The organism is Ketogulonicigenium robustum (assembly GCF_002117445.1).
In the GTDB taxonomy this organism is placed as follows: domain Bacteria; phylum Pseudomonadota; class Alphaproteobacteria; order Rhodobacterales; family Rhodobacteraceae; genus Ketogulonicigenium; species Ketogulonicigenium robustum.
This window is the reverse complement of record NZ_CP019937.1, coordinates 1,611,291-1,629,805: the sequence shown is the minus strand read 5'-3', so window position 1 is coordinate 1,629,805 and position 18,515 is coordinate 1,611,291. Positions and strand designations below refer to the sequence as shown.

The following is an 18,515-nucleotide window of genomic DNA, read 5'->3' as shown; positions in this document are numbered from 1 at the left end:
AAGGCTGCGTTTCTGTCAAAGCTTGCCCTAGCACGGACGGACAGGAGCGCAGCATGACGGACACCATCAAAGCCCCCTTTGGCGCGGGCAGCCATCTGCACTTGATCGACGGGTCGGCCTATATCTTTCGGGCCTATCACGCGCTGCCGCCGCTGACGCGCAAGTCCGACGGGCTGCCTGTAGGGGCTGTTGCTGGCTTTTGCGCCATGCTGCAGCGCTATGTCGAAAACAACACCGGCCCCGAGGCCGCGAGCCATATTGCGGTGATCTTCGATAAGGGGTCGATCACCTTCCGCAATGGTATCTACCCCGAATACAAGGCGCACCGCCCGCCGCTGCCCGAGGATCTGCGCCCCCAGTTCCCCCTGACGCGCGCGGCCACAGCCGCCTTCAATATCGTCTATAAAGAAATCGAAGGGTTCGAGGCTGACGACATCATCGCCACCCTTGCGCGACAAGCGGCCGAAGCGGGTGGGCGGGTCACGGTCATTTCATCCGACAAAGACCTGATGCAGCTGGTCGGCCCGCAGGTCGTCATGTTCGACCCGATGAAGAACAAGGTGATCGACGCCGAAGGTGTCGTTGAAAAGTTCGGGGTCGGGCCGCAGCGCGTGGTTGATGTGCAAGCGCTGGCAGGGGATTCGGTCGATAACGTGCCGGGGGCGCCGGGCATCGGTATCAAAACCGCCGCGCAGCTGATCAACGAATACGGTGATCTGGAAACCCTGCTGGCCAGCGCAGCGCAGATCAAACAACCCAAACGCCGAGAAACGCTGCTGAATTTTGCTGACCAAATCCGAATCTCGCAGCGACTTGTGCAGTTGGACAACCACGTGCCGCTCGATTTCGATCTGGACGATCTGACGCTGCGCGCGCCCGATGCCGATACGCTGCTGGCCTTCCTGACGCAGATGGAGTTCCGCACGATGTCCAAGCGGGTGGCTGACCGCATGGGGGTCGATGCCCCGATGATTGCCGCAGCGGTGACCAAAGCCGCCGCGCCAAAGGCCGATGCCCCCGCGCCCATCGCCCCGCCGACGGCCCCCATCGATCACAGCGGTTATGTCACGATCACCACCGCCGAGGTCTTGGCCCAATGGATCGCCGCCATTCGCCAGCAGGGCTTCGTCGCATTCGACACCGAAACCACCAGTCTGGATGAGATGCAGGCGGAGCTGGTCGGTATCTCGCTGGCGACGCAACCGGGCGTGGCCGCTTATATCCCTGTGGGGCATTTGTCCCAAGGCGGTGACGATCTGTTTGCAGACAACAGCTTGGCCTCAGGCCAGTTGCCACTGAACGATGTGCTAGCAGCCTTGCGCCCCGTTCTGGAAGACCCATCCGTTCTGAAAATCGGCCAGAACATCAAATACGATGTCAAAATCATGGCGCGCCACGGCATCACGCTGGCGCCGGTCGATGATACGATGCTGCTCAGCTACGCGCTGAATGCGGGGCTGCACAACCACGGCATGGACGATCTGTCCGAGCTTTATCTGAATCACCGCCCCATCCCCATCAAGGATCTGATCGGGTCGGGCAAATCCATGGTGACCTTCGATCACGTCCCCATCGACAAAGCCGCGACTTACGCTGCCGAGGATGCGGATGTCACCCTGCGCCTGTGGCACCATTTCAAGCCGCAGTTGCACACAGCGCGCGTGACGACGGTGTACGAGACATTGGAACGCCCCCTGATCCCCGTGCTGGCGCGGATGGAAATGGCTGGCGTGCAAGTCGACCGCGATACGCTGGCACGCATGTCGAACGCCTTTGCGCAGAAAATGGTGCAGCTTGAGGAAGAAATTCACGCCAGCGCGGGACGCAGTTTCAACGTCGGATCGCCCAAGCAACTGGGCGAAATCCTGTTTGACGAAATGGGCCTGCCGGGCGGAACCAAGGGCAAGAATGGCGCGTGGGGCACGGGCGCGGATGTGCTGGAAGATTTGGCCACCGAACACGCCTTGCCGGGCTTGGTGCTGGATTGGCGGCAGCTGTCGAAGCTGAAATCGACCTATACTGACGCGCTGCAAGACCATATCAACCCCGACACGGGGCGGGTGCATACGTCGTACTCCATCGCGGGCGCGATCACGGGGCGGCTGGCCTCGACCGACCCGAACCTGCAGAACATTCCGGTGCGGACCGAGGAAGGCCGCCGTATTCGCGGTGCTTTCGTCGCGCCTGCCGGCAAAGTGCTGGTATCGCTGGACTATAGCCAGATCGAGCTGCGCATTCTGGCTGAAGTTGCGGGGATCGAGGCGCTGAAAGATGCTTTCCGGCAGGGCATCGATATTCACGCCGCCACCGCATCCGAGATGTTCAACGTCCCGCTAGAGGATATGACATCCGAAATCCGCCGTCAGGCCAAAGCGATCAACTTCGGGGTGATCTACGGCATTTCGGCCTTCGGGTTGGCCCGTAACCTGCGCATTCCCCGCGACCGCGCACAGGCCTTTATCGATCGGTATTTTGAACGCTTCCCCGGTATTCGGGCCTACATGGACGAGACTGTGGCCTACGCCAAGGAACATGGCCATGTGCGCACCATGTTTGGGCGCCGTATCAACACCCCCGAAATTAACGCCAAGGGCCCGACCGCAGGTTTCGCCCGCCGCGCTGCGATCAACGCACCGATTCAGGGCACCGCCGCCGACATCATCCGCCGCGCCATGATCCGCATGGAACCTGCCATCGCCGACCTGCCCGCAAAGATGCTGCTGCAAGTTCACGACGAACTGCTGTTCGAGGTCGAGGCCCCCGCCGCCGACAAGCTGATCGATGTGGCGCGTGATATCATGGAAAATGCTTCGGCCCCCGCCGTGCATTTGGGCCTGAAACTGGTGGTCGAGGCAGGAAAAGGCCACAGCTGGGCCGAGGCGCACTGATGCTGACCTACCGCGATGCGCAGCCTGCCGACGCGGCCGGTATGGCGCAAATTCTGCGTGACATCATCGCGCTGACCGGGCGGATGCGCGCCAGCGACGCCGCATATTGCCTTGCGACCTACATCGAAAACCCTGCAAGCGTGTGCTGCACTGTCGCCATCGATGGCGCGGAGCAGGTTGTCGGGTTTCAGTCGCTGACGATTGCAGGGCCAGATAGCGCCTATGGCACCCCCGAAGGCTGGGGCGCAATTGGTACCCATGTCAGCCCCGATGCGCACGGGCAGGGGGTCGGGCGGGCACTTTTCGCGTGTACGCTGGCGGCGGCGCGGCATGCGGGTGTCACGCAGATCGATGCATCGATCGGGGCGGATAATCCCGAAGGGCAGGCGTATTACGCTGCGATGGGGTTCCAGACGTGGCAAACAGCCAATGGGCGTGTGCAGAAAGTCTATCGCGTGGCCCAATAAAAAACGCGGCCCCGATGGGGGCCGCGCTGTCGCGTTTGGTTAGTTGACGGGTTTTGCTTCAACCAAGGCTTGCTCGACTTTCGGGCCGGCATTGGTGATGGCGATCCGGCGGGGCTTCAGCGCTTCGGGCACCTCGCGAACCAGATCGATGTGCAGCATACCGTTTTCGTGGGTCGCGCCTTCGACGCGGATGTGATCGGCCAGTTGGAAGCGGCGCTCGAACGCGCGGGTGGCGATACCGCGATGCAGGAATTTACGCTCGCCGGTGGTGTCGTCAGCCTTGCGGCCGGTCACGATCAGGGCGTTTTCGCGCAGTTCTACATCCAGCTCGTCATCGGCAAAGCCTGCAACGGCGACCGAGATGCGCCAAGCGTCATCAGCGGTTTTTTCGATGTTGTAGGGCGGGTAATTGGTTTGGGTGCTGTCGGCACTCAGGGTGCGGTCGATCAGATCGGCGATTTGGTCGAAACCGACAGTGGCACGGTAAAGCGGTGCAAGATCAAAGGTACGCATGGTCATCCTCCAGATGAGCGATAACGAAAGTTGTGCCCTCCATCAGATGGCAGGGCGGTTCCATCGGGCCCGGTCACCGGCATCCCGATGCAACTGATTTGGGGGCTGTTACGCAGCTTTCAAGGGGCTCACCGCCGCGACGTGCGTGGCTCGGCCCCAAGGGCGGCGTCGGCATCAAAGGCCGCGCGCAGGGCGCCGATTTGGGCTGGCACATCCACGCCAACCGCCAGATCGACGCCGCCCACTTGGCCGACGGCCGACACTAGCGATATGATTTGCACGGCATCGCCCCGTTCCGCCAACAGCGGCGCGCCCGATGCGCCGCGTTCGACATGGCAAGCAAACAGCAAGACCGCCCCGTCCGCCCCGTGGCGGTCGCAGCTTTCGCGCTGCTGCACGTAGCTTGCCGCGCCGCTGCCATAGCCGACAAGGGTGACGGCCCCCTCGCGCGGGAAGACCGGCGCGATGACGAGGGGTGTGATACCCGACAGCGCGGTGACCGGTTGGAACAACTGCAGTAACGCCAGATCCGCCGCGCTGCGTGCTGCGTTGCCAGAGGGTGCCGTGTCGGGGCGATGGTCGGGGTGCACCGTCATGCGGCGGATTTGCCGAAATGCCATGGCGCGCCCGTGTGAAAAACCAGCTTGAAAGACAATGTCTTGCGCGGGCAGGCGCGCGCCGGTGGCAGGGTCGAACAGGCAATGCGCCGCCGTCAGCACCTGGTCAGGTGCAATCAGAACCGCACTGCAATGCCCCGCGCCGTTGATTTCGATGCGCCCCACCGCTGGCACGGTTTGGGCGATGGCATTCCCGCCGCCCAACAGCACAGCCGCAACGAAGACAGGTGTCACGCACCTGCGCCAGTTGGGTTTGGGCCAGTGGTGTTTCATGGGTTGGCTCCTGTGCCACAGCGCCAGTTTTGCAAGCGCACGGGCCCCGCGCAAGGCGTGACTTTTTCAATTTTTTACGCGAATCTGCTGCAAAAGGGCGCGGACATAACCGCGGGCATAGGCAGGGAAACGTCATGCATCTGATCGAATTATTCCGCATGGTCGACTGGTTCGATCTGGCCACACTTGCCTTTGTCGCAGTGGCGTGGCTGGGGCTGGGCTATGTAATTGAAAACCCGCCCGCAAATCGTCCGTCGGTCTCGCGCCTGATGGAGGGGTATCGGCGCGCGTGGATGGATGACTTCCGTGCCCGCGAAAACCGTGTTTTCGATTCGCAGATCATCTCTAGTTTAAGGCAGTCAACGTCGTTCTTTGTGTCGACCTGCCTTCTGGCCGTGGGCGGGCTGCTGGCGTTAATGCGCAACGTCGATCAAATCAGCGGCGTGGCCGAGCAGTTTACGCACGAGACATCATCGCAGCTGCTGTGGCAGATCCGCCTGCTGCCCGCGACCGTCTTTCTGGTGATCGCGGTGCTGAAGTTCATCTGGTCGAACCGACTGTTTGGTTACTGCTCGATTTTGATGGGCTCGGTGCCGTCCAGTTTTGGCCACCCCGAGGGGCACGAACGCGCCAATCGCGCGGCCGAGTTGAACATCCGCGCTGCCGTTTCGTTCAATCGCGGCTTGCGCGCGATGTATTTTGCGCTGGGCACTTTGGCTTGGGTGCTGGGCACGGGGGCTATGCTTGTGTCGATTGTGGCGGTCACGGCATTCTTGTGGTCGCGCGAATTTGCCTCGCGCTCGCGCGATGTAATGTTGGAAGGGGCGGGCAAGCCCTAAGGCTTTGCGCCGCCCCGCCGCCCTTCGCGCAGCCAACCGATCAACATCAGGCCTGCAGCAATCAACAGCCACGCCCATGCGGCTAGCACGGGGCTGGTCTGCAGCGATGTGACGCGCGCCACGTCGCGTGGTGTGATGCCGATCCAGTCAGGGCCGAACGCGGTTTGATTGGCGCGCACCGTGCGCACATCGGGCATGCTGTCCGAGGCTGCCAGCGTGCCGCCGCCGGTCGGTGTCGTCAGGGGCGACAAGATATCGGCGGTTGCAATCGTCTGCTCAAACTCGCGCGGCGCTGCTGGGCCGACCGCGATGACAGCCTCCAGCGTGCCGTCGGTCAGGCGGTACAGGCCCGCTTCGGGTGCCGTCCACAGTGATTCGAACCGGCCTGGTGCAACTTCGGTCGGGGTCACGGTGGCGGTCGACCCGTCGGGCAGGGTGATCGTCACCGGCGGGGCGGCGTCTTCCATTGTGCGGCGAATGACCCGCATCTGCTGGCCTTGCGGCTCGGCCCACAGTGCTTCTTCCTCAAGGTCGGGTTCCTTCATCAGCCAATGGGCCAAGCGGCGCAGGAATTCGTTCTGCGGCCCGCCCCCTTCAAAGCCGCGCGCCCAAAGCCATGCTTGGTCGGACGACAGCAGGGCTACGCGGCCCTCGCCTGCGCGGTCCAGTACCAGCAGGGGGTGGCCGCTTTCGTCGGACATGACGACTTCGGCGCTATCGGTAGGTTTCACATCTAACAGCCGCAGCCAATGGCCCCACAGCGGGTTGCCGTCTTCATCGACGCCCGACAGCGCTGGCAGGCCTGCGGTCACAGGGTGGCGTTGCCCCAGTTCGGTCAGTTGCGGGCGGAACGCACCGTCGAATACTTGGCCGCTGGGGCGCGCAGGCAGCACCTGCGCCAAAGGCGAGCGGGCAATCGATTCCGCCCCCGCAAATTCAGGCCCCGTCGAGACCAGCACCGCGCCGCCATTGCGCACGTAATTCGCGACATTTTGCATATAATCGTCGGGCACCAACCCGCGCCTGCGATCGCGGTCGAAAATGATCAGGTCGAAATCGTTGATCTTGTCGACGAACAACTCGCGGGTCGGGAAGGCGATCAGCGCCAGCTCCTCGGTCGGGGTCGGGTCGACCGCATCCGAGGGGCGCAGAATCGTAAAGTGCACCAGATCGACAGCAGGGTCGGATTTCAACAGGTTCCGCCATGTCCGCTCGCCCGCGTGTGGCTCGCCCGACACCAACATGACCCGCAGGCGGTCGCGCACGCCGTTGATCTGCACGACAGCGGCGTTGTTGCGGTCGGTCAACTCACCCTCGGCGGCGGGGGTTTCGAATTGCAGCACATTCATGCCGCCGTGAGGCAGGGTCACCGGCAGTTCAATGTCGCGGCCGACGGGAACGGTGAAGCGCATCGGCTCACCGCCGTCGATGGCGATGGTTAGGGGGACGCTGTCGGTCTGCGGGGCTGCCCCTTGGTCGTCGATGCGCAGCGTCAGGCGGATCGGTTCGTCCAAAATGGCAAAGGCGGGGGCGTTGCGCACGATCAGGCGGCGATCCCAGTCATCGGGCTGTCCGGTCAGCACAATGTGTGTCGGCGCGGGAAGCTGGGGGTTGATGTCGACGTCATGCACGCGGCCATCGGTCAGCAGAATAATGCCCGCCACGCGCGCGGCAGGTTCCTCGGCGAGGGTATCGGACAGCACGGTCAACAGGCGCGTGCCGCCATCGCTATCGTTGCTCTGCGCATCGCTAACCTCCACCAGCCGCAGCTCGGTGTTGGGCAGCGCGGCGATTTGGCTTTGCAGGTGGGCTAGCGCCGCATCGGTCTGCGCCGCGCGCCCGCCGATGCGTTGGCTGGCCGATCGGTCGACCACTACCACGACGATATCCGACAGCGCCGCGCGCGTTTCCTGTTGCACGACGGGGTTGGCCAGCGCCAGCGTCAGCACAGCTGCCGCCAGCGCGCGCCAGCCCCAGCCCGCCAAACCGCGCCATAGCGCCAGGCCCGCGATCAGCAGGGCGACCGCGCCTGCAACCGCCACAAGTGGCCACCCCAACAGAGGCGAAAAAACCAGCGCGCCGTTCATCAGTTCCCCAAACGGTTAAGCAATTCAGGCACGTGCACCTGATCGGATTTGTAGTTGCCGGTCAGCACATGCATCACCAGATTGATCCCGAAGCGCAGCGCCATCTCGCGTTGCCGATCGCCCGCCAAGCCGCGCCCGACAGGCAACATCGGCGCGCCATCGGGGCGCTTGGCCCACGCGCCGGCCCAGTCGTTGCTGCCGATCACCACGGGCGTCACATTGTCGTTCAGGTTGCGAAACGGCATTCCATCGACGGGATCGCCCGCAGGCGTCGCCTCGACCCATGTCGCGCCCGTTGTGAATCGCCCGGGTGCGCCGTCGAGCAGGTAGAAGCTGCGGTTCAGAATGTGGTCGCTTGGCATCACTTCCAGCGCGGGAATATCCAGCGCGACCGAGATTTCCTGCAAGCGGCGACTGGCAGGGGTGGCCCCGAAATTGCCCAGATCGGCATCGCGCGTGTCGAAGACAATCATGCCGCCGGTGCGCAGGTAGCGGTTCAGCCGTTGGTACGCCTCGCGCGAGGGAAGCGGGCTTTGCGCGGTGATTGGCCAATACAGCAGGGGGAAAAACGCCAGCTCGTCGGTTTCCAGATCGACTAGAATGGGTCGGCTAGTGACCACCGTGGTCCGCTGGGCAAGCGCGTCGGACAGGCCGGCTAGCCCCGCTGCCACGACCGCGTCGGTCTGCGCATCACCCGAGGCGACATGCGCCAGAACGACCTGCGAGGTTGCCGAAATGGCGAAGCCTTGGTCGAATTCCTGCGCGGCACTGGGCTGAGGTTGCGCCAAGACCAAAGCCGCCAGCACAGCCGCCACGCCCGTGCGGCGGATGCGCCCCGACAATGCAAGCGTCGCCAGCGTATCCAGCAGCAAAAACACTATAGCTGCGGCCAGCAACCACGGCCGCAAGGCTATCGCGCCTGCGCCCTCGATCCCCTCGACTGCGACGAATGCGGGCCATACCGCCGGGTGTAATGTAGCCTCGGGGCCGACCGCGTTCAGCGCTACACGCCGCCCGCCACCCGCGTAAAGGCCGGGGGGCGTTGTGGCACTGGGTTCGGCGGTGGCCAGTGCGGCACCATCGACAGCGCCTAGGCCGTCGCTGTTGTGCAAGGTGCCGAAAGCGTCCAGCACCTCGTCCGGCGTCCAGCGCGTTCCCTCCAGTTCATCTGCTGTGATCGCCCCGCCCGAGGCCAGCGTCAGCCGTTCCAGCATTTGGACGAACAGGCCCGACAGCGGCAGGTTTGACCAATCGGGGCTGGCTGTCACGTGGAACAGCACCACTTGGCCCTGACCGATGAAATTGCGCGTCACCAGCGGGGTTCCGTCCGATAGCTGCGCGATGACGCGTGGCGCAAGGTTCGGGTCGGGTTGGGCGATGACCTGCGCGCTGACGGTGACATCATCGGGCACAGCAAGGCCGTGGAAGGGCGAATTTTCGGGGAAGGCTGCCAGCGTTTTCGGCTCGCCCCAGCTGAGGGCCCCGCCGATTGTCCGCCCCCCCGCGCGCAGGCGCACCGGCAGCAACGGGTCTTCACCGCCACGCCCCAGATCGGACGCGGCCAGACGCGGGCCGGCAAAGCGCAGTAGCAGCCCGCCGTCGTTGATCCAGTTCAACAGATTGTCGGTTTCGTCAGGAGTTAGCGTCGCCGAATCAATCAACACCACCACATCGGGGTTTGCGCGCAGGGCGGTTGCTATGTCGGTCTCGATCAGGTCGGCCTCGGGGGCGAGGGCTTGACGTAAATAATGCAGCGGCGACAGCAGGTTGACGGCTTCGCCTGCGCCAGCAGGGGGGATCAGCGCGATCTCGCGCCGCCGCAGCCCGTCATCGGCCAGTGCCGTCGCGCCTGCCGACGGGGCCGTGCCCAGTTCGAACCGAGTGATCCGTTTGAGCATTTCGGGCGGCAGGGTGAAGCTGACCTCGGCGGTGGTGTCACCGCTGGCGAAGGTGGCATCGGCGGTGGCCAGCACGCGCCCCAGCCCGTTCGGGTCGGTGCCATGCGCCATCACGGGCACGGTCGCTTCGGGCCCCGCATCGCTGCGCAGTGCCGTCAGGCTGACAGCGCCACCGGTGAACACAGGCGGGCGCAGCGCCAACACGGTGCGGGGCGATTGGATCACGCGCACCTGACCGTGTTGCTGCAGCGCGGCGGTTACCACGCTGCGGCTATCGCGATCTAGCCCGTCCGACAGCCAGACGGTGTCGAAGGTGCCGGTCAGTGTCTCCAGCCACTCGGCGGGGTCGGTGGGTTCCCACGCGGCGGGCGACATTGCGGCGATGGTGCCCTCAACCTCGGACGGGCGGCGGAACAGCGGGCCGTCGGGCGAGGGGGTTGTCAGCGATTCAACTGCAACAGGCCGGTCGCCTTCGGCGGCCAATGCGGCGATGCGGGCGCGGGTGGCGGGCCAATCGGGCGCTTGGGCCCAGCTGCCATCGACCAAGATCAGCAGCGGCTGGTCGCCGGTCGTTTGCTGTTGGCTGTTCAGGATCGGCCCCGCGAACCCCAAAATTGCAGCGGCCACAGCCAAGGCACGCAGCAGCAAAAGCCACCACGGCGTGCGGGCGCTTTCCGCCTCGGGGTCGGGCAGGCCCAGCAGCAGCGCCACGCCGGGGAAGCGACGGGTCAGCGGCGCGGGCGGCACGGCGCGCAGCAACCACCACAACGCCGGCAAGGCCACAAGGCCCAGCAGCAGCCACGGGCTGGTAAAGATCAGGCCGCTCATAACGCCCCCTCAAGCGCGCCGAACAGCCACATCAGCGTGGTCGTCGGCGGGGTATCGGTGTGGATGGTGTGAAACCGCCAGCCCGCGCGCGAGGCGATGGTGAACAGCGCATCTTTGCGCGCGGCAAGGCGGGTTTGGTATTGGGCACGCAGGCTGTCGGCCTTCAGGCTTTCGTGGCGCAGCGCGCCGACCATGCTTTGAAACAGGGTGCGGCCTTGGAAGGGAAACGCCTCTTCCGCGGGGTCCAGCACTTGCACCAAAAGGCCGGTACCGCCGCTGGCCGATGCTTGCGCCAGATAGGATTCCAGCGGCGCAAGGTCGCCAAAGAAGTCGGAGAACAGCACCGATTGGCCGCGCTGCGGTGGCTGCGCCGTGGGGGCGGTGCCGTAATCGCCGGTGCCATCGTGCAGCAGGGCGCTGGCCAGCCGTTCCAGTTGGGCGCGCCCGCGCCGGGGCGGCAGGTCGGGGCGCAAATAGCCCACACGCTCTCCGCCGCGTTCCAGCAATATGGCCAAGGCCAGCGCCAATTTGCGCGCGACATCGGCCTTGCTCTGCGCGCCCGACGTGTAGCGCATCGCCGCGCTGTCATCGACCCACAGGCTGACGCTTTGCGCCAGCTGCCATTCGCGGTCTTGCACGAAGGCGGTATCGCCGCGCCCCGACCGGCGCCAGTCGATGCGGGCGGCATCGTCCCACGCCTCGGCGGCGCGGTATTCCCAGAACGTATCGCCCATACCCGCGCGCCGACGGCCGTGCACGCCGGGGGTAATGGTTGCGGCCAACGCATCGGCGGCAGCCATCAGTGCGGGCAGGCTGGCAGCTAAGGCTTCGGCCTCGGACCGCAGCGGCGCGGTAGGGACGGTTCGTGCTGTCACGCAGCCGCCTCGGTATGCAGAACGTGGGCGACCAGACGGTCCACAAGGCTCTCGACCGTCGCGCCGCGCGCGCGGGCGGCAAAGCTGGCGGCCATACGGTGCCCCAGAACAGGGCCGGCCAAGGCGGCGACATCGGCGATGTTGGGCGACAGGCGACCGTTCAGCAGCGCCTCGGCGCGGGCCAGCAGCATCAGGGCCTGCGCGGCACGCGGGCCGGGGCCCCAGGCGATATTCTCGCGGATGAAATCGGGGGCGGTTTCATCGTCAGGGCGGCAAGCGCGCACCAGATCGATGATCGCATCGACGACGCTTTGGCCCACCGGCATCCGGCGCAGCAGGGCTTGGGCGGCCAACAGGTCATCGGGCGTGAAGACGGCTTCGGATTCGGCCTCGTCGCTGCCGGTTGTGGCCAACAGAATTTCGCGCTCGGTCGCGCGGGTCGGGTAGGGGACGTCGATCATGACCAGAAAACGGTCAAGCTGCGCCTCGGGCAGGGGGTAGGTGCCCTCTTGCTCTAGCGGGTTCTGCGTGGCCAGAACGTGGAAGGGGCGACCCAGCGGGCGGTGCTGGCCTGCAATGGTGACCTCGCCTTCCTGCATGGCTTGCAGCAGGGCAGACTGGGTGCGCGGGCTGGCGCGGTTGATTTCATCGGCCATCAGCAGCTGGCAGAAGACCGGCCCTTCGATAAAGCGGAAGCTGCGCGTGCCGTCGGCGGCGGTTTCCAGCACCTCCGACCCCAGAATATCGGCGGGCATCAGGTCGGGCGTGAACTGCACGCGGCTGGAATTGAGGCCGAGCACATGCGCCAGCGTGTTGACCAGCCGTGTCTTGCCCAAGCCGGGCAGGCCCACCAGCAGGGCGTGGCCACCCGCCAGCACGGCCCCCAAGGCCAGATCGACCACGCGTTCTTGCCCGATTACGCTGCGCGCGATGCTGGCCCGTGCGGCCCCAAGGCGGGTCTGGAGTGCTTCTACTTCTGCCAACAGGCTGTCGTCTTCGGCCATGGGTCCCCCGGCGGTCTGGTCAATTCACTCTAGTCATAGCGATGCAAATCGGAAAAACACAGAGTGGTGAAACAATTTCGCACCCTTGCGCCGAAGCGCGCCAGCGCACACGATACGGATATGTTGGACAATACGCCCCTGACCACGCGGATCACCCGCATCCCGCGCGCCTTTGACCCCGCCCGCGGGGCGGATGTGCTGCGCCAGATCCCGTCATTGCCCGACCGAGTCGCCGATTTGGTGGTCGGCACCGCCGGATGCAGCCCGTACCTTGCCAGCTCGCTCGAACGCGAAGGTGCTTGGGTGGCCGAGGCGGTTTTGGCCCCCGCGCAAGCGTTGGACGCGGTGATAGGCGGCCTTGCCGCGCTGCCGCCCGACCGGTTGGCCGACGGCCTGCGCCAAGCCAAGCGGCGTGTGGCTTTGCTGGTCGCCTTGGCCGATTTGGGCGGCGCGTGGCAGCTAGAGGACGTGACCGAGACGCTGACGTGGCTGGCCGATGCCGCGACCGATGCCGCTATGAAGGCCGCGCTGCGCGCAGAAATTGCGCGCGGCAAATTGCCCGGCATGACCCCCGACGATGTCGAAACCGGTGCCGCGATGGTGGCGCTGGCGATGGGGAAAATGGGCGCGGGCGAGTTGAACTATTCGTCCGACATCGACCTGATCTGCCTGTTCGACGATTCTCCTTTTGACCGCGATACCTACCCCGATGCGCGCGCCGCCTATGTGCGCGCCACCCGCAAGATGACATCGCTGCTGTCCGACATCACGCCCGAGGGGTATGTGTTTCGCACCGATTTGCGTCTGCGCCCCGATGCCTCGGTCACGCCGGTCTGCGTGGCCATGTCGGTCGCCGAGCGGTACTACGAGGCCGAGGGCCGCACGTGGGAGCGGAACGCCTATATCAAGGCCCGCGCGGCTGCGGGCGATATTGCGGCGGGCGAGCGGTTCTTGCGCGATCTGCGCCCCTTTGTCTGGCGGCGGCATCTGGATTTTGCGACCATTCAGGATGCGCACGAGATGCTGGTCCGTATCCGCGACCACAAGGGGCTGCATGGCAAGCTGAACTTGTTTGGTCACAATATCAAACTGGGGCAGGGCGGCATACGCGAGATCGAGTTTTTCACCCAGACGCGCCAACTGATCGCGGGCGGGCGGGACGAGAGTTTGCGCCTGCGGGCCACCGTCCCCAGCTTGCACCGCTTGGCGGATGCGGGTTGGATCGCGCCCGACGTTGCCGAGGCGCTGTCCGACCATTACCGTGCGCACCGCTTGGTCGAACACCGCTTGCAGATGCTGGGCGATGCGCAGACCCACGACTTGCCCGTGACCGACGAAGGTTTCGCGCGTTTGGCAGCCTTCATGGACACAGATGTGCCATCCTTGAAGGCCGATATTACCCGCCGCATTCGCGCGGTTGACCGGCTGACAGCGGCCTTCTTTGCGCCCGAAACTGCGTCCGATGGGGCGGCAGTACCACCGCAAGACGGCTTTGGTGCGGATGTGATTGCCCGCTGGCGGTCGTACCCCGCGCTGCGATCGGCCCGCGCGGGCGAGATTTTCCGCCGGCTGCGCCCGCGCATTCTGGCGCGACTGCAACAAGCGGCAAAACCTGACGAGGCCTTGGGGGTTTTCGACCAGTTCCTGTCGGGTCTTCCGGCGGGGGTGCAACTGTTCGCATTGTTCGACGCGAACGAAAATCTATTGAATCTGCTGATAGATATTTGTGCGACAGCGCCCGCGCTGGCCCAATACCTGTCGCGTAACGCGGGCGTGCTCGACGCCGTGCTCGGCGGTAGCTTCTTTGACCCATGGCCCACAGACGATGCGCTGCTGGTTGGGCTGGACCATGTCATGGATGGCGCGCCCGATTACGAACAGCAGTTGGATGCCGCCCGCCGTTGGATGAAAGAATGGCATTTCCGTATTGGCGTGCATTTGTTGCAAGGCGTGATCACGGCGGAAGAGGCTGGCGGACAATACGCCGCCTTGGCCGATGCGGTTCTGCGGGGGATCTGGCCGCGCGTTGTGGCCGCATTTGAACGCCGCCACGGGCCGCAGCCCGGGCGCGGGGCGATTGTGGTCGGTATGGGCTCGCTGGGCGCTGGGCGGCTGCATGCGCAATCCGACCTCGACCTGATATTGATTTACGACGCCCAAGGGGCCGAGGTGTCGGACGGCCCCCGTTCGCTGGCGGTTTCGGCCTATTTCGCGCGCCTAACGCAGGCGCTGGTCACCGCGCTGTCTGCCGCTATGGCCGAAGGGCGCCTGTATGAAGTTGACATGCGTCTGCGCCCCTCGGGCCGACAGGGGCCGGTTGCGACGGCGTGGGGGGCGTTTCGGGCCTACCAGCAAGACGCCGCATGGACGTGGGAACATCTGGCCCAAACGCGCGCGCGCCCGATTGTGGGCGACGTGGGCTTGATGGCTGAATTCGAATCCTTCCGCCGCGATTTGCTGCGGCAAAAGGCGAGGGGTGCGACAGTGCGGGCCGACGTGCGCGATATGCGGGCGCGTATCAGCGCGGCAAAACCGCCGCAGGGCGACTGGGATGCCAAAATCGGCCCCGGCCGCTTGCAGGATATCGAGCTTTTCGCCGAAACGCAGGCCTTGCTGTCTGCCAGCCCCGCGCGGGCTGTGGCTGCGCAACTGACCGCTGCTAGCGAGAGTTCACCGGCGCTGGCGGCGGGCGAGCACCTTTTCTGGCAGTTGCAATGCGCGCAGCGCTTACTGACGGCTGGCCCGCTGACCGCCGATGCGCTGGGCGCGGGCGCGCAGGCTTTTTTGCTACGCGAGACAGGGCAACCCTCGGTCGCGGCGCTGAACAGTACGATCGAGCGGGTCGCAGCGCAGGCCGCCAGCGCGATTGCGGCCGGTCTTGCGGACCCCCTTTCCCGCACGGGCGAAAGCGCGTAATTGGTCCCTATCATGACAGATCACACCCCGACCGCCCCCGCCTATGCGACCGTCCGCTTGTCGCCCAAGGCCGACGCCCGTGCCATCCGCCACGGCTTCCCTTGGGTCTACAGCGACGAGCTTGTTCTGGACCGCCGCACGAAGGCGCTGAAGCCCGGCACCTTTGCCGTGCTCGAGGATGCCGAGCGCCGTCCGATGGCGGTTGTGACCGTCAACCCTGCCAGCCGCATCGCGGCGCGCGTAATGGACCAGAACCCCGATGCGGTTATTGATGGCGCATGGCTGCAGGCTAAACTGGCCCGCGCCTTGGCCCACCGCAGCCGCCTTTACGACCAGCCCTTTTACCGTCTGGTTCACGCCGAAGCAGATGGCCTGCCGGGTGTGGTGATCGACCGGTTTGGCGATCTGGCCGTGATCCAGCCCAACGCTGCTTGGTCCGAAACGATGGTGGATGTGCTGGCCGACGCCGTGGTGGCGGTGACTGGCGTGGCGCAGATCATCAAAAACGGCGAAGGCCGTGCCCGCGCGCTGGAAGGTCTGCCCGAGGAAATGGCTGTGCTGCGGGGCGATGCACCCACTGCGCCCATTCCTGTGCCGATGAATGGCGCGACCTATATGGCCGATGTGATGGGCGGGCAAAAAACCGGCCTGTTCTTTGACCAGCGTCCGAACCATGCCTTTGCCGCCAGCCTGTCGCGCGGGGCGCGCGTGCTGGATGTGTTCAGCCATGTGGGGGGCTTTGCCCTTGCCGCGCTAGCCGGTGGTGCCACGCAGGCACTGTCGGTGGACGGGTCGGCCAATGCGCTTGCCTTGGCCCAGCAAGGGGCCGAGGCGATGGGCGTCGCCGACCGTTTCCAGACGCGCCAAAGCGACGCTTTCGCCGCGCTCGAAGCATTGGCCGCCGAAGGCGCGGTCTTCGATGTGGTCATTTGCGATCCGCCTGCCTTCGCGCCAAATAAAGCCGCGCTTGAGGCTGGGCTGAGGGCGTATGAACGCATCGCCCGCCTTTCCGCGCCCTTGGTGGCCGAGGGTGGCTATCTGGCGCTGTGTTCGTGTTCCCATGCAGCCGATCTGACGAAGTTCCGCAATACCTCGGCGCGGGGTATTGGGCGCGCAGGGCGGCGGGGGCAGGTGATTCACACCGGATACGCGGGCCCCGACCACCCGTTGCTGCCGCATCTGGCCGAAAGCGGCTACCTGAAGTCGGTGTTCTTCCGGCTATGACGCCGCCGCGCATTGTCATTGATGCCTGTGTTCTGTTCCCGACCGTGATGCGCGAGGTCACGGTTGGTGCCGCTGCGGCAGGTCTGTTCCGGCCTGTTTGGTCTGACCGGATCTTGGGGGAATGGCAGCGCGCGGTGGTAAAGCTGGGGCCTGCGGCCGCGCTGCAGGCCGAAGGCGAGATTGCGATGCTGCGCGCCGCTTTTCCGCAGGCCACCGTCAACACCCCGCCCGAGATGATCGAGCGGTTGTATCTGCCCGACCCCAATGACCGTCATGTGCTGGCCACGGCGATTGCATCATCTGCCGATGCGATTGTGACGATGAACGCCGCCGACTTTCCCAAAAATATTTTGGCCGAGGAAGGTGTCGACCGCCTTGATCCCGACGGCTTTTTGCTGGGCTTGGCTGTGCGCGCGCCCGATGTGATGGTGGCTGTGGTGCAAAAGGTGCTGGACCGCGCCAACCAGCTGGCCCCGCCCGGCGGTGCGCCGTGGCGTCTGCGCGCGCTGATGAAGCGGGCGCGGCTGAACCGCCTTGGCAAGCTACTCGATCCGTAGGCCCCATTTGGCGGCGTTTTTTTCGATCGCCGCGATGCGCTGCGCGGTTTTGGGGTGCGACAGCAGCCACGCCGCCTGACCACTGCCGCCGCCTGTCATGCGGTCGAGCTTGTGGAACATCGATATTTGATGCGCCACGCCGATGCCGGATTTATCCATCAGCGCCGTGGCGTAGGCGTCGGCCTCGTATTCATCCCCGCGCGAAAGACGGGCAGCAAAGGCTGTCGCCGCTAGGCCCGCCATCATCTGCCCAAGGCCCGGCACCAGCCGCCCCAGCACCATGACCAGCGCGGTGCGCAGCGCGTTTTGGCCCGCAAAGTCGAAAATCCGGCGGCGCCCATGCCCCAGCGCGACATGGCCCAACTCGTGCGCGATGACGCTGGCCATCTCGGGGGCGGTGATTTGGCCGTTGCTGTAGGCGTTCAGAAAACCGCGTGTGATGAAAATACGGCCATCGAGGGCGGCCAGCCCGTTGATCGCGGGCACCTCGAGGACGTGGACTTTGACGCGGGGCAGATCCAGCGCCGCCCCCAGCCGCGCCATTACGGCGTTCAGTTCGGGCACGGCCAGCAGCGTGGACTGGGTGTCCAACATCCGCTTGGTGCGACGCACCGCCAGCCAATAGCTGACCAGTGGCCACAAAACGACAAGAATAAGGGGCAGTAACCGCAGCACTGCCAGCCTGTCAGGCGCTAAGGCGGCGCAGGATGATGACGAAGATCGCGGTTGCAATCAGCATGCCCACCACCGCGTGGACTGCACCCCATTGCACCATGTCCAGTACAGCACCGCCGCGTTGCTTGGCGCGCCATGCGCCGATGGCTGCCCCAATTATCATCCCAACAAGGATAAGGATCATCGCTTTGCCCGAATTGCTGTGTGTAAAACTGATCGAAGCCCTAGCTGTTGTGCCCCCGACTGTCCAGACTGTGCAGGATGTGCCGCGCCTTTCAGCACAAAGCAATCGGTTTCATTTCGCGGTAGCTCTGGCTGTAAAAGCTGCGTGACTTTACTGAAAGTCAGGTTTATCAGCGCCAGCATAAGGGTGCCGGCGATCAGGTTCGCCCCTGACAGTCGGCTGAGCTACAATTTAGGGGAGCAGCCATGAAAGCAGAAGCTTTTCTGCCCGACGATTACCGTCCCGCTGACGGTGAACCCTTCATGAATGATCTGCAGCTGGAATATTTCCGGCGCAAGCTGCTGCAATGGAAGGCGGATCTTCTGAACGAAAGCCGCGACACCATCGAAGGCATGAAGGATCAGACGCGCAACATCCCCGATCTGGCCGACCGCGCCAGCGAGGAAACCGACCGCGCGCTAGAGCTGCGGACCCGTGACCGTCAGCGCAAGCTGGTCAGCAAGATCGATGCTGCCCTACGCCGCATCGACGAGGGTGAATACGGCTACTGCGAAATTACCGGCGAGCCGATCTCCCTCAAGCGTCTGGATGCCCGCCCGATTGCGACCATGACCCTCGAGGCGCAAGAACGCCACGAGCGCCGCGAGAAGGTGCACCGCGACGACTGATC

General features: G+C 64.8%; 15 protein-coding genes. 7 read left to right on the top strand and 8 right to left on the bottom strand.

Annotated features, from left to right (window positions below):
- The first annotated feature begins 53 nt into the window (after positions 1-53).
- On the top strand, positions 54-2,888 hold the full coding sequence (gene polA / locus BVG79_RS08050; protein WP_085786428.1) for a DNA polymerase I: 2,835 nt from the start codon (positions 54-56) through the stop codon (positions 2,886-2,888).
- Positions 2,888-3,355, top strand: a complete 468-nt coding sequence (locus BVG79_RS08045; protein WP_085786427.1) for a GNAT family N-acetyltransferase — start codon at positions 2,888-2,890, stop codon at positions 3,353-3,355. Before polA ends, BVG79_RS08045 begins: the two co-directional genes overlap by 1 nt.
- A gap of 39 nt (positions 3,356-3,394) precedes the next feature.
- Here the strand turns inward: BVG79_RS08045 and BVG79_RS08040 are convergent, their stop codons facing one another.
- Together BVG79_RS08040 and BVG79_RS08035 are read right to left on the bottom strand one after the other, a co-directional pair.
- A complete protein-coding gene (locus BVG79_RS08040) occupies positions 3,395-3,868 on the bottom strand; it encodes an Hsp20 family protein (protein WP_085787322.1) in 474 nt (157 codons plus the stop codon).
- A gap of 128 nt (positions 3,869-3,996) precedes the next feature.
- Positions 3,997-4,758 carry a trypsin-like serine peptidase gene (locus tag BVG79_RS08035; protein ID WP_085786426.1) on the bottom strand — a complete coding sequence of 254 codons (762 nt, stop codon included), beginning with the start codon at positions 4,756-4,758 and terminating at the stop codon, positions 3,997-3,999.
- Positions 4,759-4,892: 134 nt separating this feature from the next.
- Here BVG79_RS08035 and BVG79_RS08030 point away from each other — a divergent pair, with 134 nt between their 5' ends.
- Positions 4,893-5,597 carry a DUF599 domain-containing protein gene (locus BVG79_RS08030; protein WP_085786425.1) on the top strand — a complete coding sequence of 235 codons (705 nt, stop codon included), beginning with the start codon at positions 4,893-4,895 and terminating at the stop codon, positions 5,595-5,597.
- Here the strand turns inward: BVG79_RS08030 and BVG79_RS08025 are convergent.
- The 4 genes from BVG79_RS08025 to BVG79_RS08010 are packed head-to-tail and all read right to left on the bottom strand — an operon-like array spanning position 5,594 to position 12,289.
- Positions 5,594-7,684 carry a hypothetical protein gene (locus BVG79_RS08025; RefSeq protein WP_085786424.1) on the bottom strand — a complete coding sequence of 697 codons (2,091 nt, stop codon included), beginning with the start codon at positions 7,682-7,684 and terminating at the stop codon, positions 5,594-5,596. The two genes, BVG79_RS08030 and BVG79_RS08025, sit on opposite strands and share 4 nt — an antisense overlap.
- Positions 7,684-10,410, bottom strand: coding sequence for a DUF4159 domain-containing protein (locus BVG79_RS08020; RefSeq protein WP_085786423.1), 2,727 nt, complete (start codon positions 10,408-10,410; stop codon positions 7,684-7,686). The genes BVG79_RS08025 and BVG79_RS08020 overlap by 1 nt, the downstream gene beginning before the upstream one ends.
- Entirely contained in the window at positions 10,407-11,285 is an 879-nt protein-coding gene (locus BVG79_RS08015) for a DUF58 domain-containing protein (protein ID WP_236951337.1), read from the bottom strand. Before BVG79_RS08015 ends, BVG79_RS08020 begins: the two co-directional genes overlap by 4 nt.
- Entirely contained in the window at positions 11,282-12,289 is a 1,008-nt protein-coding gene (locus BVG79_RS08010) for an AAA family ATPase (protein ID WP_085786422.1), read from the bottom strand. The genes BVG79_RS08015 and BVG79_RS08010 overlap by 4 nt, the downstream gene beginning before the upstream one ends.
- A gap of 120 nt (positions 12,290-12,409) precedes the next feature.
- Between BVG79_RS08010 and BVG79_RS08005 the strand changes: the two genes are divergently transcribed.
- From BVG79_RS08005 to BVG79_RS07995, 3 genes are read left to right on the top strand one after another with little or no spacing between them, the layout of a single operon-like run.
- Positions 12,410-15,205, top strand: coding sequence for a [protein-PII] uridylyltransferase family protein (locus BVG79_RS08005; RefSeq protein WP_085787320.1), 2,796 nt, complete (start codon positions 12,410-12,412; stop codon positions 15,203-15,205).
- A 12-nt stretch (positions 15,206-15,217) separates the two neighbouring features.
- Entirely contained in the window at positions 15,218-16,429 is a 1,212-nt protein-coding gene (locus tag BVG79_RS08000; protein WP_085786421.1) for an RSP_2647 family RNA methyltransferase, read from the top strand.
- Positions 16,426-16,986, top strand: a complete 561-nt coding sequence (locus BVG79_RS07995; protein ID WP_085786420.1) for an RSP_2648 family PIN domain-containing protein — start codon at positions 16,426-16,428, stop codon at positions 16,984-16,986. The genes BVG79_RS08000 and BVG79_RS07995 overlap by 4 nt, the downstream gene beginning before the upstream one ends.
- Here BVG79_RS07995 and BVG79_RS07990 read toward each other — a convergent pair.
- Together BVG79_RS07990 and BVG79_RS13545 are read right to left on the bottom strand one after the other, a co-directional pair.
- Positions 16,972-17,661 (bottom strand): M48 family metallopeptidase, encoded by a 690-nt coding sequence (locus BVG79_RS07990; RefSeq protein ID WP_085786419.1) that lies wholly within the window; start codon positions 17,659-17,661, stop codon positions 16,972-16,974. The two genes, BVG79_RS07995 and BVG79_RS07990, sit on opposite strands and share 15 nt — an antisense overlap.
- Before the next feature lie 10 nt (positions 17,662-17,671).
- Positions 17,672-17,845, bottom strand: coding sequence for a hypothetical protein (locus BVG79_RS13545; protein ID WP_157115658.1), 174 nt, complete (start codon positions 17,843-17,845; stop codon positions 17,672-17,674).
- 245 nt (positions 17,846-18,090) lie between these two features.
- On the opposite strand from BVG79_RS13545, the gene dksA reads away from it, so the two are divergent.
- A complete protein-coding gene (dksA, locus tag BVG79_RS07985; RefSeq protein WP_085786418.1) occupies positions 18,091-18,513 on the top strand; it encodes an RNA polymerase-binding protein DksA in 423 nt (140 codons plus the stop codon).
- Positions 18,514-18,515 lie beyond the last annotated feature (2 nt).

Coding starts and splice junctions, on each gene's coding strand:
- BVG79_RS08035 (WP_085786426.1), bottom strand. CDS start 4,758: ATGAAACACCACTGGCCCAAACCCAACTGGCGCAGGTGCGTGACACCT.
- BVG79_RS08040 (WP_085787322.1), bottom strand. CDS start 3,868: ATGCGTACCTTTGATCTTGCACCGCTTTACCGTGCCACTGTCGGTTTC.
- BVG79_RS08000 (WP_085786421.1), top strand. CDS start 15,218: ATGACAGATCACACCCCGACCGCCCCCGCCTATGCGACCGTCCGCTTG.
- BVG79_RS08030 (WP_085786425.1), top strand. CDS start 4,893: ATGCATCTGATCGAATTATTCCGCATGGTCGACTGGTTCGATCTGGCC.
- BVG79_RS13545 (WP_157115658.1), bottom strand. CDS start 17,845: ATGATCCTTATCCTTGTTGGGATGATAATTGGGGCAGCCATCGGCGCA.
- BVG79_RS08020 (WP_085786423.1), bottom strand. CDS start 10,410: ATGAGCGGCCTGATCTTTACCAGCCCGTGGCTGCTGCTGGGCCTTGTG.
- BVG79_RS07995 (WP_085786420.1), top strand. CDS start 16,426: ATGACGCCGCCGCGCATTGTCATTGATGCCTGTGTTCTGTTCCCGACC.
- polA (WP_085786428.1), top strand. CDS start 54: ATGACGGACACCATCAAAGCCCCCTTTGGCGCGGGCAGCCATCTGCAC.
- dksA (WP_085786418.1), top strand. CDS start 18,091: ATGAAAGCAGAAGCTTTTCTGCCCGACGATTACCGTCCCGCTGACGGT.
- BVG79_RS08025 (WP_085786424.1), bottom strand. CDS start 7,684: ATGAACGGCGCGCTGGTTTTTTCGCCTCTGTTGGGGTGGCCACTTGTG.
- BVG79_RS08010 (WP_085786422.1), bottom strand. CDS start 12,289: ATGGCCGAAGACGACAGCCTGTTGGCAGAAGTAGAAGCACTCCAGACC.
- BVG79_RS08005 (WP_085787320.1), top strand. CDS start 12,410: ATGTTGGACAATACGCCCCTGACCACGCGGATCACCCGCATCCCGCGC.
- BVG79_RS08045 (WP_085786427.1), top strand. CDS start 2,888: ATGCTGACCTACCGCGATGCGCAGCCTGCCGACGCGGCCGGTATGGCG.